This window comes from Plantibacter sp. VKM Ac-2876 (assembly GCF_015350715.1).
GTDB classification, from domain to species: domain Bacteria; phylum Actinomycetota; class Actinomycetes; order Actinomycetales; family Microbacteriaceae; genus Plantibacter; species Plantibacter auratus.
Genome location: NZ_JADKSI010000003.1, coordinates 433,877 through 449,282, shown reverse-complemented (window position 1 = coordinate 449,282; position 15,406 = coordinate 433,877). Strand labels below are relative to the sequence as shown.

14 protein-coding genes are annotated in these 15,406 nt (G+C 70.6%); 3 read left to right on the top strand and 11 right to left on the bottom strand.

The window, feature by feature from the left end:
* Window positions 1-28 precede the first annotated feature (28 nt).
* From ITJ62_RS14645 to ITJ62_RS14620, 6 genes are all read right to left on the bottom strand, one after another.
* On the bottom strand, window positions 29-1,414 hold the full coding sequence (locus ITJ62_RS14645; protein ID WP_194603589.1) for an FAD-dependent oxidoreductase: 1,386 nt from the start codon (window positions 1,412-1,414) through the stop codon (window positions 29-31).
* A 113-nt stretch (window positions 1,415-1,527) separates the two neighbouring features.
* A complete protein-coding gene (locus ITJ62_RS14640) occupies window positions 1,528-2,589 on the bottom strand; it encodes a polyprenyl synthetase family protein (RefSeq protein WP_285039041.1) in 1,062 nt (353 codons plus the stop codon).
* A gap of 102 nt (window positions 2,590-2,691) precedes the next feature.
* Entirely contained in the window at window positions 2,692-3,129 is a 438-nt protein-coding gene (locus ITJ62_RS14635) for a hypothetical protein (protein WP_064294588.1), read from the bottom strand.
* Between the two features lie 109 nt (window positions 3,130-3,238).
* The gene (locus ITJ62_RS14630) at window positions 3,239-4,798 is read right to left on the bottom strand and encodes an APC family permease (protein WP_085514037.1); all 1,560 of its coding nucleotides are present in this window, start codon (window positions 4,796-4,798) and stop codon (window positions 3,239-3,241) included.
* A gap of 150 nt (window positions 4,799-4,948) precedes the next feature.
* On the bottom strand, window positions 4,949-5,653 hold the full coding sequence (locus ITJ62_RS14625) for a demethylmenaquinone methyltransferase (RefSeq protein ID WP_194603586.1): 705 nt from the start codon (window positions 5,651-5,653) through the stop codon (window positions 4,949-4,951).
* Between the two features lie 63 nt (window positions 5,654-5,716).
* On the bottom strand, window positions 5,717-6,397 hold the full coding sequence (locus tag ITJ62_RS14620; protein ID WP_194603583.1) for an SDR family NAD(P)-dependent oxidoreductase: 681 nt from the start codon (window positions 6,395-6,397) through the stop codon (window positions 5,717-5,719).
* Between the two features lie 101 nt (window positions 6,398-6,498).
* Here ITJ62_RS14620 and ITJ62_RS14615 point away from each other — a divergent pair, with 101 nt between their 5' ends.
* Both ITJ62_RS14615 and ITJ62_RS14610 read left to right on the top strand, forming a co-directional pair.
* Window positions 6,499-7,341, top strand: coding sequence for a helix-turn-helix transcriptional regulator (locus tag ITJ62_RS14615; protein WP_194603580.1), 843 nt, complete (start codon window positions 6,499-6,501; stop codon window positions 7,339-7,341).
* A gap of 88 nt (window positions 7,342-7,429) precedes the next feature.
* Window positions 7,430-8,668 (top strand): isochorismate synthase MenF, encoded by a 1,239-nt coding sequence (locus ITJ62_RS14610; protein WP_370581935.1) that lies wholly within the window; start codon window positions 7,430-7,432, stop codon window positions 8,666-8,668.
* 17 nt (window positions 8,669-8,685) lie between these two features.
* Here the strand turns inward: ITJ62_RS14610 and ITJ62_RS14605 are convergent, their stop codons facing one another.
* Genes ITJ62_RS14605 through ITJ62_RS14595 form a run of 3 tightly spaced genes read right to left on the bottom strand, consistent with a single transcriptional unit; the run spans window position 8,686 to window position 11,762 of the window.
* On the bottom strand, window positions 8,686-9,549 hold the full coding sequence (locus ITJ62_RS14605; protein WP_194603578.1) for a polyphosphate kinase 2 family protein: 864 nt from the start codon (window positions 9,547-9,549) through the stop codon (window positions 8,686-8,688).
* Between the two features lie 57 nt (window positions 9,550-9,606).
* On the bottom strand, window positions 9,607-11,343 hold the full coding sequence (gene menD, locus ITJ62_RS14600) for a 2-succinyl-5-enolpyruvyl-6-hydroxy-3-cyclohexene-1-carboxylic-acid synthase (protein ID WP_194603575.1): 1,737 nt from the start codon (window positions 11,341-11,343) through the stop codon (window positions 9,607-9,609).
* The gene (locus tag ITJ62_RS14595) at window positions 11,340-11,762 is read right to left on the bottom strand and encodes a PLD nuclease N-terminal domain-containing protein (RefSeq protein WP_194603572.1); all 423 of its coding nucleotides are present in this window, start codon (window positions 11,760-11,762) and stop codon (window positions 11,340-11,342) included. Before ITJ62_RS14595 ends, menD begins: the two co-directional genes overlap by 4 nt.
* 71 nt (window positions 11,763-11,833) lie before the next feature.
* Between ITJ62_RS14595 and ITJ62_RS14590 the strand changes: the two genes are divergently transcribed.
* On the top strand, window positions 11,834-12,178 hold the full coding sequence (locus ITJ62_RS14590; protein ID WP_194603569.1) for a DUF4229 domain-containing protein: 345 nt from the start codon (window positions 11,834-11,836) through the stop codon (window positions 12,176-12,178).
* Here the strand turns inward: ITJ62_RS14590 and ITJ62_RS14585 are convergent.
* Both ITJ62_RS14585 and ITJ62_RS14580 read right to left on the bottom strand, forming a co-directional pair.
* Complete coding sequence (locus tag ITJ62_RS14585; RefSeq protein ID WP_194603566.1) at window positions 12,119-13,153, bottom strand: 1,4-dihydroxy-2-naphthoate polyprenyltransferase; 1,035 nt, start codon at window positions 13,151-13,153, stop codon at window positions 12,119-12,121. The two genes, ITJ62_RS14590 and ITJ62_RS14585, sit on opposite strands and share 60 nt — an antisense overlap.
* Window positions 13,154-13,192: 39 nt before the next feature.
* Window positions 13,193-15,334, bottom strand: a complete 2,142-nt coding sequence (locus tag ITJ62_RS14580; protein WP_370581934.1) for an acyltransferase family protein — start codon at window positions 15,332-15,334, stop codon at window positions 13,193-13,195.
* Window positions 15,335-15,406 lie beyond the last annotated feature (72 nt).

Sequence of the window (15,406 nt, the reverse complement as noted above, 5' to 3'; positions counted from 1 at the left end):
CGGGGCGATCGGCGGGATCGCGCGCGGCTCAGGCGGACGGTGTCCCGGTGCCCGACGGCTGCGCACGCGAGATCGCCACCATCTCCTCGCGCGGCACCACCTTGATGCGGGCGCGACCCTGTGGTTCGCCGAGCGCGATCTCATGCTGGTCGAGGAGGTGCCACCCCTCGAGGTCCGTGTAGGCCACGCCACGCGACTCGAGCAGCGCGACGACGGCCTCCTCCTCGGGTTCGGCTGGCGCCCACCAGTCCGCCTGGTCGTTGATGACGTGGCTGATGGTCTCCATCGCATCCGACTTCGTGTGGCCGATGAGGCCGACCGGACCACGCTTGATCCACCCGGTCGCGTAGACGCCCGGGACGCGCTCGTTGCTCTCGGGGTGGAGGACCTTGCCCTCGTGGTTGGGGATGACACCGTGCCGCGAGTCGAAGGGCACGTCGGGCAGTGGGCTTCCGAAGTACCCCACCGCGCGGTAGAGCGCCTGGATCGGGACCTCGCGGATCTCCCCCGTGCCCTCGACCCCACCCTGGCCGTCTGGCCTCGTCCGCTCGTACCGGAAGGCCGCGACCTTGCCGGAACCGTCGTCGACGATCTCGAGCGGCTTCGCGTAGAAGTGCAGATGCAGGCGGCGGGAGGCCTGACCGGTCTCGCGCTTGCGCCACTGCTGCAGGACTCGGTCGATGACCATGACCTGCTTGTTGCTCGCCACCGCCGCCTTCGACGCGTCGTCGTAGTCGAAGTCCTCGTCGGCGAGGATCATGTCGACGTCGTTGAGTTCCCCGAGTTCGCGGAGCTCCAGCGGCGTGAACTTCACCTGTGCGGGCCCGCGACGCCCGAAGACGTGCACGTCGGTCACGGGCGACTGCTGCAGCCCCTCGTGGACGTTGGCCGGGATCTCGGTCGGGAGCAGGTCCTCCGGGTGCTTCGCGAGCATACGTGCGACGTCGAGGGCGACGTTGCCGTTGCCGATCACGGCGATCGACTCCGCCTCGAGCGGCCAGGTGCGGGGGACGTCGGGGTGTCCGTCGAACCAGCTCACGAACTCGGCGGCGCCGTACGACCCGTCGAGGTCGATGCCCGGGATGTCGAGCGGGGCGTCTTCGACGGCACCCGTGGAGAAGATCACGGCGTTGTAGTGGTGCTTGAGGTCGTCGAGCGTGATGTCGACGCCGAAGCGGACGTTGCCGAAGATCCGGATGTCGCCTCGGTCGAGGACGTCGCGGAGCGCGTTGATGATCCCCTTGATACGCGGGTGGTCGGGCGCGACGCCGTAGCGGACCAGGCCGTACGGGGCCGGAAGCTGCTCGAAGAGGTCGATGGAGACGTCGAACTTCCGTTCCGCCTTCAGGAGGATGTCCGCCGCGTAGATGCCTGCGGGTCCTGCGCCGACGATGGCCAGCCTGAGCTTGGTCACGGTGGTTCCTTTCGTGTCCCCGTGCGGGGTTCCGGGTGCGGCCGGTGGAGCGCTCCGGCCGTCATGCATGCGCGTCTGGGATGCCGTGCCGCCCCGGTGGAGCGGCGCCGCCATCAACTCCTTCGGTCGACGATCGCCTTCGCGAAGTGCACGAGCGCCTTCTTGACCGAGCCGTCGGGCAGCGGTGCCAGTGCCGCGATCGCCTCGTCGGCCCACTGCCGGGCCTCGGCGAAGGTCCGTGCGGTCACGGCGTGGTCGCGCAGGGTGGCGACGAGCGCGGCGAACCGGACGGGGTCGTGGTCCGTCTCCGTGACCTCGGCGTCGAGACGGGCGACGAGGGCCGCGGCTTCGGGGTCGGCGACCGCCTCGCGGCGCAGGTAGAGCATGGGGAGGGTGACGACGCCGGCCCGCAGGTCGGTGCCGGGGACCTTGCCGGTCTCCTCGGGCTGCGGCGACAGGTCGATGACGTCGTCGATGAGCTGGAAGGCGATGCCGACCTTCTCGCCGAACTCGACGACCGCGCTCTCGTACGCCTCGGGGGCGTTGGAGAAGATGACGCCGCTCCGGGCCGCAGCGGCGATGAGCGACCCGGTCTTGTCGGCGAGGACCTGGATGTAGTGCTCGACCTCGTCCTGGCCCTCGCGAGGACCGGTGGTCTCGTGCAGCTGCCCCAGCACGAGGCGCTCGAACGTGGCGGCCTGGATCCGGATCGCCCGCTCACCGAGGTCGGCCATGATCTGGCTGGCACGGGCGAACAGGAGGTCGCCGGTGAGGATGGCGGTGTTGTTGCCGAACACCTGGTGGGCGCTGGGCACGCCGCGACGCTTGTCGGCGTCGTCCATGACGTCGTCGTGGTACAGCGAGCCGAGGTGGGTGATCTCGATCGCCTCGGCCGCCCGCAGGACGTTGTCGGTGATGCCGTCGCCGAGCTGGGCGATGAGCATGGTGAGCAGCGGGCGGACCCGCTTGCCACCGGCCTCGAGCAGATAGCGCGCGGTGACGTCGACGAGGTCGTCGGTGAACCCGAGCTGCTCCTCCAGACCGATCTCGAGACGGGCCACGCCGTCGTCGATGGTCTTGGCGAGCTTGCGGTCTGCACCGGTCGCGAACATGCGTTCGGCAAGCCCGGCCTGGCTGGCCAGGTTGCTGACACGGCGGGTCGCGCTGGGATTCACAGCTCTAGCCTAGCCGGGGCAGCCCGCCACCTGTGCCGGAGGACCGGAATCCGCGGGCGCGGTCAGGCGATTGGCAGCTGTGGTCGGACCACATGACTCGATTCAGCGGAGCCGCACGCCCTCGGCGTCGTAGAACGCCAGATGCGGGAACTCGTGCGCGAGGTCGAGCAGCATCGAGTAGCCGTCGGTGTTGAGCGGCGGCCAGGTCCAGGCGTCGACGCCTTGGGCAGTCGGCAGCGCGGCGCGGAAGAGGCCGGCCTCGACGCCGGTCCCGAGGTGTTTCGGCGGCACGACGACGAGGGCGATCCTGGCCGACGGCCCGGACGCCACGAACTGGAGCCGCGCACCGGTGGCGTCGTCTCGCACGATGAACTCGCGGGTACCCGGGGTGTCCGGCGGGATCTCCGTGGTGTCGTAGCGCTCGTACGGCTTCGCGAATGCGGACTTCGCCCGCCTGGCGTTCATGAGGATGACGACGAGCACGAGACCGACGATCGCGATGCCCCAGATCCACGGGCCGCCTGGCAGGGTGTCCAACATCCCACCAGTATGCCCGGCCCGCCTGGACGACACCGGGAGATGGGCCCTTCGACAAGCTCAGGGACCGGAGTGAGGCTCAGGGACCGGAGTGCGGCTCAGGGACCGGAGGTCAGGCGAGACCGCCGTCGACGGAACGGCCGTACTCGATCGGCTCGTCGGGCACGAGGACCTCGGTGTCGCGGTTGAGACTCTCCCCGCGGAAGAAGGGCCGCGAGGACTTCCGGCTGTACCAGAGCAGCATGAGCACGAAACCGAAGGCCAGCGAACCGACGCCGATGACGAACGTGCCGCCGACGCCGAACAGGACCGTGTAGCCGTAGTCGACGTCGAACATGTCGATGCAGCTCTGCACGAAGGCGAAGGTGAGCATGAGCGCCCCGAGGAGTGGGAAGAGGCCCTTGAAGAAGAAGTCCTGCGCGGAGCGGAAGAGCACCTTCCGGAAGTACCAGACGCAGGCGTACCCGGTGATGCCGTAGTAGAAGGCGATCGCGAGTCCGAGGGAGAGGATCGAGTCCGCCAGGATGTTCTCGCTCACGAGCGTCATGCCGACGTAGTAGACGATGGCGACGATGCCCATGACGAGCGTCGAGAAGGACGGCGTCTTGAACGTCGGGTGGACGGTCGCGAACCGTTTCGGCAGCGCCTTGTAGGCCGCCATCGCGAGCGTGCCGCGCGCCGTCGGGAGGATCGTCGTCTGCGTCGACGACACCGCCGAGATGAGCACGGCGACGACGAGGATCCACGCCCACGGTCCGAGCACGAGGTCCTTCAGCGCCAGGAAGATGTCGTTCGCGTTGTCCTCATTGGCGAGCCCCGTCCCCGTGGTCCCGAGGCCGGCGTAGACCATCGCGGCGACCGTGACGGTGACGTAGGTGACCAGCAGGATGACCGTGGAGATGACCGCCGCGCGACCGGGGATCTTCTGCGGGTCCTTCGTCTCCTCGTTCAGGGCGAGGCAGGTGTCCCAACCCCAGTAGATGAAGAGTGCGAGCAGCACGGCCTCGATGAAGCCGTGGTAATCGGTGAACGCGAACGGGTTGAACCAGTCGAGCGAGATCGGCGTCGCGTCGGGCGCGGTGCCGTTCGACGCTCCGATGAAGGCGAACACGGCGAACAGCACGAGTGCGAGGTACTGGACCGCGAGGAGGATGTTCTGGATCCGCTCCCCCAGTTCGATGCCGCGGTAGGACACCCACGTCATGAGGGCGATGAACACGACACCGGTCGCGGTGACGAGCGGGACGTTCGAGGCGAGGGAACCGTCACCGATGAGCAACCACAGGTACTGCCCCGCGATCTGTGCGAGGTTGGCGAGCACCACGATGCCGGCGAGCGCGACGCCCCACCCGCCGATCCAGCCGGTGACCGGGCCGAAGGCCTTCGTCGCCCAGGTGAAGGTGGTGCCGCAGTCCGGCACGTCGCGGTTCAGCTCGCGGTAGGCGAACGCGATGAACAGCATCGGGATGAAGGCGACGATGAAGGCGATCGGCGCCTGGGCACCCACGGCGAGCACGACGAACCCGAGTGTCGCGACGAGCGAGTACACCGGCGCGGTCGAGGCCAGGCCGATGATCACGGAGCCGAAGAGGCCGAGGGTGCCGGTGGCGAGACCCTTGCCGCCGGTGGGTGATGCCGGCTGCGACCCGCGGGCCGTGTCCTGTGCTGTCATGACGGAACGGTAGGGCCGGGCGCACCCGTGTGTCAATGCTCCCGTTCGGGACCGGGCTACGGAATCAGTCGCGCCGACTCGCGGGAAGTGACGGGATCAACAGGTTCCACCCCTCGGGAATGCCGAGACGAACCCCGACGGTGACGGGACTCAGGCCGGCTTGAGTCCTCGGTGCAGGGCGACGATCCCGCCGGTGAGGTTGCGGTACGCGACGTACTCGTAGCCCGCTTCGCGCAACCAGGCGGCCAGCTCGGGCTGGCTCGGCCACGCGCGGATCGAGTCGTTCAGGTAGGTGTACGCCTCGGCGTTCGACGATGCGACGCCGGCGACGAGCGGCATGACCCGCTCGAGGTAGAGGTTGTACGCGGCGCGCATCGGCCCGAACGTCGGCGTGGAGAACTCGCAGATGACGATGCGGCCGCCGGGCTTCGTGACCCGGAGCATCTCGGCGAGCGCGTCCTTCGGGCGGACGACGTTGCGGAGGCCGAAGGAGATCGTCGTGGCGTCGAACTCCTCGTCGGCGAAGGGGAGGTCGGTCGCGTCGGCCTCGACGAACTGGATGTCGGAGCGGTCGGCGTACTTCTCGCGACCCACGGCGATCATGCCGGGCGAGAAGTCGGCAGCCACGACCTGCGCACCGTTGCGTGCCAGCGCCGCGGAGGACGTTCCCGTGCCGGCCGCGAGGTCGAGGATGCGCTCACCGGCGGCCGGACCGACCGCACGAGTGGTCGCGATGCGCCACAGGGCGTCGTTCCCGACGGAGAGGACCGCGTTCATGCGGTCGTACTTCGTCGAGACGTCGTCGAACATGGCCGAGACCTGCTCGGGCTGCTTGGAGAGGTCGGCGCGGTTCACCCGTCCATCCTACGTCCGCGCCGCTGGGAGCCGGCCGTCCGAGCACGGCTCCCAGGCTCACGCTCAGTAGTCGATGCGTCCGTGCCGGTTGTGGAACTCGCCGGTGGGACCGTCCGGGCCGAGCAGGGCGAGCGCGACGGTCGCGTCCGTCCCCTCGGTCACCGTCTGGTGGCCACCGTGTCCGTTGAAGTCGGTCGCCGTGTAGCCCGGGTCACTCACGTTCACCCGGAACCCGGGCAGGTTCTTCGCGTACTGCACGGTGAGCGTGATGACGGCCGCCTTCGACGCGGCGTACGGGATCGTCGGCACCGCGAACTCGTCGGCCTCCTCGGAGGTGAGGAAGCGGGGCCATCCCACCCCCGAGGCGACGTTCACGATGACGGGTCGGGACGAACGGCGCAGGAGGGGCAACGCCGCCTGGGTGACGCGGACGACACCGACGACGTTCGTGTCGAGGACGTCCTGCATCGACTCCGGGGTGAGGTCGTCCACGCCGAAGGACGTGCCGAGCACGCCCGCGTTGTTGACGAGCACGTCGAGCTCAGGGATCACTGCGAGGGCCGCGTCGACGCTCGTCTGATCGGTGACGTCGAGCTGGACGGGGTGGGCGCCGAGCGCGGCGACGGCATCGCCGCGGCCCAGGTCGCGCATGCCGGCGTAGACGGTGTGGCCGGCGTCGATCAGTCGGCGTGCGGTTTCGAGTCCGAGGCTCTTGTTGGCCCCGGTGATGAGTGTGGTGGTCATGGGTCCATGCTCCGCCCGGCATGGTCGGTCCGCCAGGCCCCGGTCGACAGGGGGACCGGCAGTACCAGGATGCGGACCGACACCGGGGGCACAATGGCCGGATGGACGAATTCGCCGGTGTGCTCCGGGCCTGGCGCGAACGGGTCTCCCCCGCCGAGGTCGGTCTCCCCGCCGGCCCGGGAAGACGGACGGCCGGCCTGCGCCGTGAGGAGCTCTCCGCCCTCGCCGGCATCAGCGTGGACTACATCGTCAGGCTCGAGCAGGGTCGCGCGAAGAACCCGTCGCCGCAGCTGCTGCGGGCCCTCGCGGTCGCACTGCGGCTGACGGATCAGGAGCGCGACCACCTCTACCGCGTCGCCGGAGCCGCGCCACCACCGCCCGGGGTCGTCCCGCGGCACATCGGTCCGGGCGTGCAGCGCATCGTCGACCGGCTCGGCGACGTGCCGCTGGCGGTCTTCTCCGCCGCTCACGACATCCTGCTCTGGAACCCGCTGTGGGCCGCGGTGAACGGCGATCCCTCCGCCCTCGTCGGTGACGATCGCAACCTGGTGTGGCGGCACTTCACCGCGGGGCACGACGGCACGGACTTCGACGAGCAGCACGAGGAGGAGTTCGCGAGCGACCTCGCCGCGGACCTCCGGGCCGCGGTCGGGCGCTACCCGCGGGATGACGAGCTGGCTCGACTCGTGGCCCGGCTGCGATCGGTGTCGCCCGAGTTCGAGCGGCGCTGGGCGGAGGCCAGGGTCGCGGAGCACCGGGCGAGCCGGAAGACGGTCACGCGGACACCGGTCGGACCGATCACCGTCGACTGCGACGTCCTGTCCACGCCGGGCGGCGACCTGCGCATCGTCGTGTACACGGCGGCACCGGGCACCGAGGACGCGGCGAAACTCGCGCTGCTCGGGGTCACCGGGTTGCAGACGATCGGGACGTCCGGCCGGTGAACGGCCCGCCGACGAAGCGGTGACCGACCCTCCACCAGTCGGGCTGCGGCGGGGAGGGACCCCTCCTGCGCGGGCGTAGGGTTGAACGGTGACCATTCCCCTGACCTCGTCACTGGTCGCCCAGACCGTCGCCATCGACGACCCGCGCCAGCTCCTCCCGTTCGCCGACCAGACCTCGCCGCTCCTCTGGGTGCGGAAGGGACACGGGCTGGTCGGACTGGGTGAGGCGCTCCGCCTGGAGTTCTCGGGCCCCGACCGCTTCACGCGTGCCGCGGCGGCCTGGCGGGACGTCTGCGCCGCAGCAGTGGTGACGGACGAGGTACGACGGCCCGGGACCGGCCTGGTCGCGTTCGGCACGTTCGCCTTCGACGACGAGTCCTCCGCGACGAGCGTCCTCATCGTGCCGCGCACGATCATCGGCCGGTACCCCGACGCGAGCTTCATCACGCGGGTCTCCCTCGGCGACGGTGCCGAGGACGTCGATCCCGTGACCACGGCGTACGGGCCGGAGTACCGCATCCAGCTGACCCCCGGCGTGCAGAGCCGCGAGGGCTACCTCGACTCGGCCGAGCGCGCCATCGCCCGCATCCAGGCCGGTGGCCTGAGCAAGGTCGTGCTCGCACGCGACCTGGCCGGGCACCTCCCCGCGGAAGCGGACCGCCGCCGGGTGCTCCGCGACCTCGCCCTCGGCTACCCCGACTGCTGGACCTACGCGGTCGACGGCTTCATCGGCTCGAGCCCGGAGACGCTCGTCCGAGTGGATCGGGGTGCCGTCTCGGCGCGCGTCCTCGCCGGCACGATCTCGCGTGGTCCCGACGCCGAGAGCGACCACGACCAGGCCGTCGCACTCATGACGAGCGCGAAGGACCAGGGTGAGCACCAGTTCGCCGTGCAGTCGGTGCTGACCGCCCTGCAAGCACACAGCCCCCAGTTGCGCCGCAGCGAGGTCCCGTTCACCCTCAAGTTGCCGAACCTCTGGCACCTCGCGACCGACATCGACGGACGACTCTCGGACGGCTCGTCCTCGCTCGACCTCATGGACGGCCTGCACCCGACGGCCGCCGTCGCCGGAACCCCGACGCGCGACGCCGTCGCCCTCATCCGTGAGCTGGAACCGTTCGACCGCGGTCGCTACGCCGGTCCGGTCGGGTGGGTGGACGCCTCGGGTGACGGCGAGTGGGCGGTGGCCCTCCGGTGTGCGCAGATCGCACCCGACGGTGACATCACGGCCTACGCCGGCTGCGGCATCGTCGCCGACTCGGACGCCGCGACGGAGCTCGTCGAGACGAAGATGAAGTTCCGTCCGATCGTGGAGGCCTTCGGCTGAGCCGAGGCCCCTCGGCGTCAGCTCGCCGCGAGTCGTGCCTGCTCGACGGCGATGTCGTAGTCGGCCGCCGGCCACTGCGGATCGATGTCCTCGAGGGCGTCGAGCAGGAGACGCTGGACCGCGATGCGCGCGTACCACTTGCGGTCCGCCGGCACGACGAACCACGGGGCGGCCTCGGTGCTCGTGCGCTCGAACGCCACCTGGTAGGCGTCCTGATAGGCCGGCCACAGCTCGCGTTCGTCGACATCGCCCGGGTTGTACTTCCAGTGCTTGTCCGGACGCGCGAGCCGATCGGCGAGCCGTTCCTTCTGCTCGTCCGCGCTGATCTGCAGCATCACCTTGACGATGCGGGTCCCGCTCGCGACGATGCCCGCCTCGAAGTCGTTGATCGCCCCGTACCGACGCTCGATCTCGTCCGGCTCCGCGAGCTGACGCACCCGACCGATGAGGACGTCCTCGTAGTGCGAGCGGTCGAAGACGCCGATCTGACCAGGCTTCGGCAGGTGCGGCTCCACCCGCCAGAGGAAGTCGTGTGAGCGCTCCTCCTCCGTGGGCTTCTTGAAGGCGTAGTGGTGCACGCCCTGCGGGTCGACCGAGCCGACGACGTGCTTGACGATGCCGCCCTTGCCCGCCGTGTCCATCGCCTGCAGGACGAGGAGCACAGCTTCCGGGGCTCCCTGCGTGCTGGCCGCGAAGAGTCGCTCCTGCAGTTCGGACAGGGCGGGCACCCCCGCGTCGAGCTCGAGCCTGCCCTGCTGCTTGTCGCCGTCGAAGCCCGGCGTCGATGAGGGATCGACGTCGGCGAGGCTGAACCCCTCCCCTACGCGCAGCGTGTCTCGGGGTGGTGCGGTCCAGGTCGATGCGTGCTTCGATGCCGTCATCCGCCCATTCTGGCCGCAGGTCGCGTCGGAAGTCGACCCCCGGGAGGACCCCACGGATCAGGCTCGCGGCAGCGGGACCTCGATGAGGACGGGACCGGTCACCGGCGCGGTGAACGCCTGGTCGAGCTCCGTGCGTGTCCGGGCCGAGCGGTACTCCCACCCGTAGGCGGTCGCGAGCGACTCGAGCCGGACGTGCTGCGGCGTGTACTGGACGCGGTCGAAGAGCGCTCCGGGTGCACTCTGGGCGACCTCGAGCGCGTCGAAGATGGTGCCACCCCCGTCGTTGCCGACGATCACCTGGAGACGCGGCGCGACGCCGTCGTCCAGGAGCAGCGCGCCGACGTCGTGGAGGAAGGCGAGGTCGCCGAGGAGCACCCGCGTGACACCGGGACCGCCATCGGCCTGGCTCGCCAGCGCGATCCCCGTGGCGGTGGCGATGGTGCCGTCGATGCCCGCGAGTCCGCGGTTGGCGTGCACGCTGATCTTGCGGCCGGGGACGAGACCGTCCGCCACGCGGATGAGCCTCGACGCGCCGACGACGAGGCGGTCGTGCGGCCAGGTGGCACGCCAGACCGCGTCGACGAGGACCTCGCGGGTGGCCGGGAGGCGGACGGCGTCGAGCTCGGCCCGGACGGAGGCCAGTCGCTCGGCGGGTGTCGTCGAGTGCAGCCCGTCGAGATCGGGGGCTGCGGGCGAGGGGTCGACCATGCGTTCGCGGGATCCGACGACCCAGGCTCCGAGCCAGGCGCGATCCGCGGGACCCGCCTCGACGGCGACGGAGGACACGATCCGGTCGGCCTGTCGTCCGGGGTTGTAGACCTCGGCTCCGGCCGGGGCGACGACGATCGTCTCGACCTGCGGCTGCTGGAGCAGGAGCGGGACCTCGCGGCTGAGCGTCGGGTGGCCGAAGACGACGACGCGCTCGACGGCCTCGCGGTAGTCCTCCTCGCGCAGCAGCTCCCGGTAGGCGGCGATGACGTTCCGCCCGAACCGGGATCCGCTCGACACCTCCGCGATGAGCGGCCACCCGCCGTCGGCTGCGAGCTGCTCGGCAGCCGGGCCGGCGTGGTGACCGGCGACGACGAGGGTCCTGGGTCCGCGCTCGAGCACGAGATGCGGTCGACCCGGATAGAGCGGCGCTTCCGCGGTGGCGTCCGTCTCGTCCAGGACGTCGGAGGCCGCCTCGGCGACGACCGGGTCGAAGCCGCCCGAGAGCGGCTCCCGGAAGGCGAGGTTCAGGTGCACCGGGCCCGGATCGAGGACGTCCGTCGCGGCGCGGTACGCCCGCTGGGCGAGATCGCGGGCGGCGTCCTGCTCACCGGCGTCACCGGTCGGGGCCTCGACGACCACGGCGAGTCGCGCGGCGAACCCGTAGAGGTCGTCCTGCTTCGTCGTCTGGTTCGCCCGGATGCCGTGCGCCTCGGCCGGCCGGTCGGCGGTGAGGACGATGAGCGGGACGCGCGAGTGATGCGCCTCGAGGACCGCCGGATGCAGGTTCGCGGTCGCCGTCCCCGAGGTCGTGATCACGACGGCCGGACGGTCGGTCTCGACGCCGAGGCCCAAGGCGAGGAAGCCGGCGACCCGCTCGTCGATGCGCACGTGCAGGGTGATCCGCCCGGAGGCCGCCAGCTCGGCAGCGGCGAGCGCGAGCGCCTGCGACCGGGAACCCGGGCAGACGACGACGTCAGAGACACCCGCGGCGACGAGCGCGTCGAGGAGTGCCCACGCGGACGCGCTGGCCGGGCTCGATGAGGGAGCCGAGCCGACGGGCTCGGGAGCGGCGGACGGGTTCACGAGGCGCTCGGGGCGCCAGGCGGTCTGCGGCCGGAACCGTCGTCGGGCGTGTCGGATCCCGGGGTGGGGTCGTCGTGCTTCGTCGTATCCGGGCTGTCGCCCGACTCGTCGTCGAAGCGGTTGAGCTCGTCCTCGAGGTCGCGGATGCGCTTCGTCTGCGCGCGGTCGGCGTCGAGCTTCTTGAGGAAGTCGGGGTCGTCGTCCGGGGCTGAGCCGCGGGGCACGGCCTTCGGAGCGCGGACCCGGCCGATGATCCACCAGAGGACTCCGCCGATGACCGGCAGGAGGAGGATGGCGATGATCCACGAGGTCTTGCTGATGCCACGGACGCGGTCGCGCGGCATCGTGGCGCAGTCAACCACCGAATACACGATGAAGACGACTGCCGCGACGGCGAGGCCGATCCAGAGACGAACCATGTCTCCATCGTAAACGCCAGGTGACGTGATTACCTGGGGTTGCCTTCAGGCGGGACGCCTAGACTTGTCTGGTGAAACGCGTTCCCGCCGCCGTCCGGTACACCATCCTCCGCCTCCTGGCGTTCGTGGTGCCGCTCCTGCTTCTCGTCTTCCTCACCGGTCTGCAGCCCTGGGTCGCCGCGATCATCGCCGCGATCATCGGGCTCTGCGTGTCCTACATCTTCCTGCGCACCCCGCGGGAGACCGTCGCGCAGGAGCTCTACGCCCGTCGGCACGGCGACAAGCCGACGCCGCACGACGACGAGGACTCCGAGGACGCGGCGCTCGATGCGAGCGCGGCGACACCGCAAGCGTCCTCAGCTGCCGATGCCGGGCGTGTAGAAGAACGCCAGACCGAAGATCACCCCGAACGCTAGCTGCACGAGCCCCGTCAGCTTGAGCACCAGGATCTGCTCTCTGGCCGTCGTGGAGAACAGCACGATCACGCACGCCGGGATGGCGGCGAGCAGCGCGAACATCGTGAACCAGGCGATCGGATAGAAGAGCGCGAGGAACGCGGCGATGCCGAACGGTACGAGCAGCAGGACGCAGTAGAGCACCTTCGAGGCGATCCGACCGATGAACGTCGACAGGGTGCGCTTCCCGACCGCCTTGTCCTGTTCGAGGTCGCGGAGGTTGTTGACGACGAGCGCCGCGCAGGCGATGAGGCCCGCGCCGATCGCGCCGAACCATGCCTCCTGGTTCACGGTCCCGACCTGGACGAAGGTCGTGCCGAGCGTGGCGACGAGGCCGAAGAACACGAAGACGAAGACCTCGCCGAGCGCGAAGTACCCGTAGGGCCGCTTCCCGCCCGTGTAGAACCAGGCGGCGACGATCGCGACCGCCCCGACGAGGAGCAGCCACCAGAACTGGGTGAGGATCGTGAGGACGATGCCGGCCACCGCCGCGATACCGAAGAACACCAGCGCGACGGTGAGGACCGTCTTGGGCTTCGCCGCACCGGAACCGGTCAGTCGGCTCGGGCCGACCCGCAGGTCGTCCGTTCCGCGGATGCCGTCGGAGTAGTCGTTGGCGTAGTTGACGCCGATCTGCAGCGCGAGCGCGACGACGAGGCAGAGCAGCGCACGGACCGGGTGGTAGACCCCGGGGCCCGCGATGATCGTCGCGGCGCCGGTGCCGATGAGCACGGGGGCGACGGCCATCGGCAGCGTGCGGATCCGGGCCGCACCGACCCAGTCGCCGAAGGTCGCCGGCTTCGCGAGCGGGACCTTGCGACCGCCACCGCGTGCGGGGTTGCCGGATCGTCCACCGTTCGCGCCACGACCCGCCGTGGGGCGCTGTGCGGACGTCTTCTGCTGTTTCGGCGCTGCCGGCCGTGCTCCATGTGCCACGACGGCGAGTCTACCCGCGGAGCCTCGGGGTGGACGGCGTCACAGGGCCCCGGCGGTCTGGAGCGTCTGGAGGACCGCCGGAGCGATGTGCTCGGCGAACGCCGGGGTGAGGTGCACGCTGTCGTACTTCGTCGGCGTCGTCCCGGCGAACGCCGGGCAGACACCATCCGCACAGCTGAACGGTAGTGACGAGACGAAGCGCTCTCCGGCCGCGGCCGCCGCGGACTCGGTCGCTGCGGCGAAGTCGTTCCAGGCCGCGTCGACGCCCACGGCGCAGTCCTGCGGACTGGACACCCGCGAGTAGCAGGAACCGAGGTCGGCGCCGAGCGGCGGTGGTGCGAGGAACACGACGCGGCCCGGGACCTGGTACCCGGCCGTCTCGGCGAGCGCCGACGCGACCATGGACGTCGTGTCGAGCGATCGGCCGTCGGATGCGCGGCCCGCGGTGAACGCGTTCGAGACGATCACGAGGTCGGGCTGGTCGGCCGCGATGCGTTCGGCGATGTCGTGCTTCCGCGTCGGGCAGTCGTCCATGACGCCGGCGCCGCTGTTCTGGATGAGGTCCTGCGTGAAGCGGCATCCGTAGAGACCGATGGTGGTGATCCGCACCGCACCGCCGCTCTGGTCCGCGATCGCACGGAACGCCGGCGCGTAGGCGAGCGCGGTCGAGTCGCCGACGAGGTAGACGTGCTTCGGCGCAGCGGCATCCCCCCAGGTGCACGAGCCGTCGTCGGGCGTCGCACCCAGGTCGAAGCAGGCCCGTGCGGGGTTGGTGCTCGAGGTCGCGCTGATCGCGTCGTCGAGGCTCGGTGAGAGGTTGTCCGGCCACGCCGAGGCCTCGTTCGCGAGTTGCAGCTCAGCGGCGATGCCCTGGAGCGGGTCTCCGGCCGGTGTCGCGACGGCCGCGGGCCCCCCGGTCGTGACCGGCATGCGGAGCGCGGGGCCGATGGCGATGACCGCGAGCCCGGCGACGATCACGAGTCCGACCGCCGAGTAGAGGTACTGGGAGGCGAACCGCTCGCGCCAGGCGGTCCAGGCGGCGTCCCTGGCGTCGCGGTCACCGCGGAAGGAACCCACGAGTGGCGTGCGGTGCAACGGCTGCTCGACGAGCAGGAAGGAGAGCACCGAGACCCCGAGGATGAGCCCGAGCATCCCGGGGACCGTGCTGAGGGCGGTGTCGGGGACGAGCATCGGCACGAACACGAGGATCGGGAGGTGCCAGAGGTAGAGCGAGTAGGAGATCGCTCCGACGCCACGGCTCAGCGGATTCGCGAGTGGGAACATCCAGCGCGGGTACGCCGGACCGGCTCCGGTCCCGGCGGCGATGAGCAGCATCGCGGCGGCGACGGGGGCGACCGCCCAGGGGCCGGGGAACCCGATCGACCCGGTGATGAGCAGCGCGGACGCGACGATGCCGACGAGCCCCGCCCATCCAGCGACCACCCGGAGCGCCAGCGGCAGCCGGCCGAGGAGCGGCGCGAGCACGGCCAGGAGTGCGCCGGCCCCCAGCTCCCACACTCGTGCGCCAGTCGCGAAGTAGGCGGCCTGCGGAGCCGCCCCGGACTGCCACACGGCAACGGCGAACGAGGCCGCGATGAGGACGACGAGCACGCCACCGACGACGATGCGCGAGCGCAGCACGGGTCGGGCTCCGCGAGCTGCGACGGCGAGCAGGACGACGAGCAGCACCGGCCACACGAGGTAGAACTGCTCCTCGATCGAGAGGGACCAGAAGTGCTGCAGCGGTGACGCGGCGTCCGTCGCGTGGAAGTAGTCGGTGCCCGACGCCTCGAAGCGCCAGTTCGAGACGAGCAGCGCGGCCGACACCGCGTCCCACCAGGTCGCGAGCGCCCGCGGCGCGTTGAAGAGCCACGTCGCCAGCGCGACGGTCGCGGCTAGGACGACCAGCGACGCGGGCAGGATGCGCTTGATCCGCCGACCGAAGAAGGCCGGCAGGGAGATCCGCCCGGAACGCTCGTGCTCGCGCAGGAGCAACCCGGTGATCAGGAAGCCGGAGATCACGAAGAAGACGTCCACGCCCACGAAGCCACCGGCGGGCCAGCCGGTCGCGTGGGCGAGGATCACCGCCGTCACGGCGAGCGCCCGCATCCCCTGGATGTCGGCACGGAACGCCGTCGTCGGCCTCGTGGGCGCAGCGCCCGTGTCGGTCCCCGTTGTCACCTGTCGTCGTCCCCCGGCTGCGGTCGCTCGTCGACGCGCATGGGAGAGCATGCCCTATGCGACAACCGCCTG

Coding starts and splice junctions, on each gene's coding strand:
- ITJ62_RS14635 (WP_064294588.1), bottom strand. CDS start 3,129: ATGTTGGACACCCTGCCAGGCGGCCCGTGGATCTGGGGCATCGCGATC.
- ITJ62_RS14630 (WP_085514037.1), bottom strand. CDS start 4,798: ATGACAGCACAGGACACGGCCCGCGGGTCGCAGCCGGCATCACCCACC.
- ITJ62_RS14620 (WP_194603583.1), bottom strand. CDS start 6,397: ATGACCACCACACTCATCACCGGGGCCAACAAGAGCCTCGGACTCGAA.
- ITJ62_RS14615 (WP_194603580.1), top strand. CDS start 6,499: ATGGACGAATTCGCCGGTGTGCTCCGGGCCTGGCGCGAACGGGTCTCC.
- ITJ62_RS14605 (WP_194603578.1), bottom strand. CDS start 9,549: ATGACGGCATCGAAGCACGCATCGACCTGGACCGCACCACCCCGAGAC.
- ITJ62_RS14595 (WP_194603572.1), bottom strand. CDS start 11,762: ATGGTTCGTCTCTGGATCGGCCTCGCCGTCGCGGCAGTCGTCTTCATC.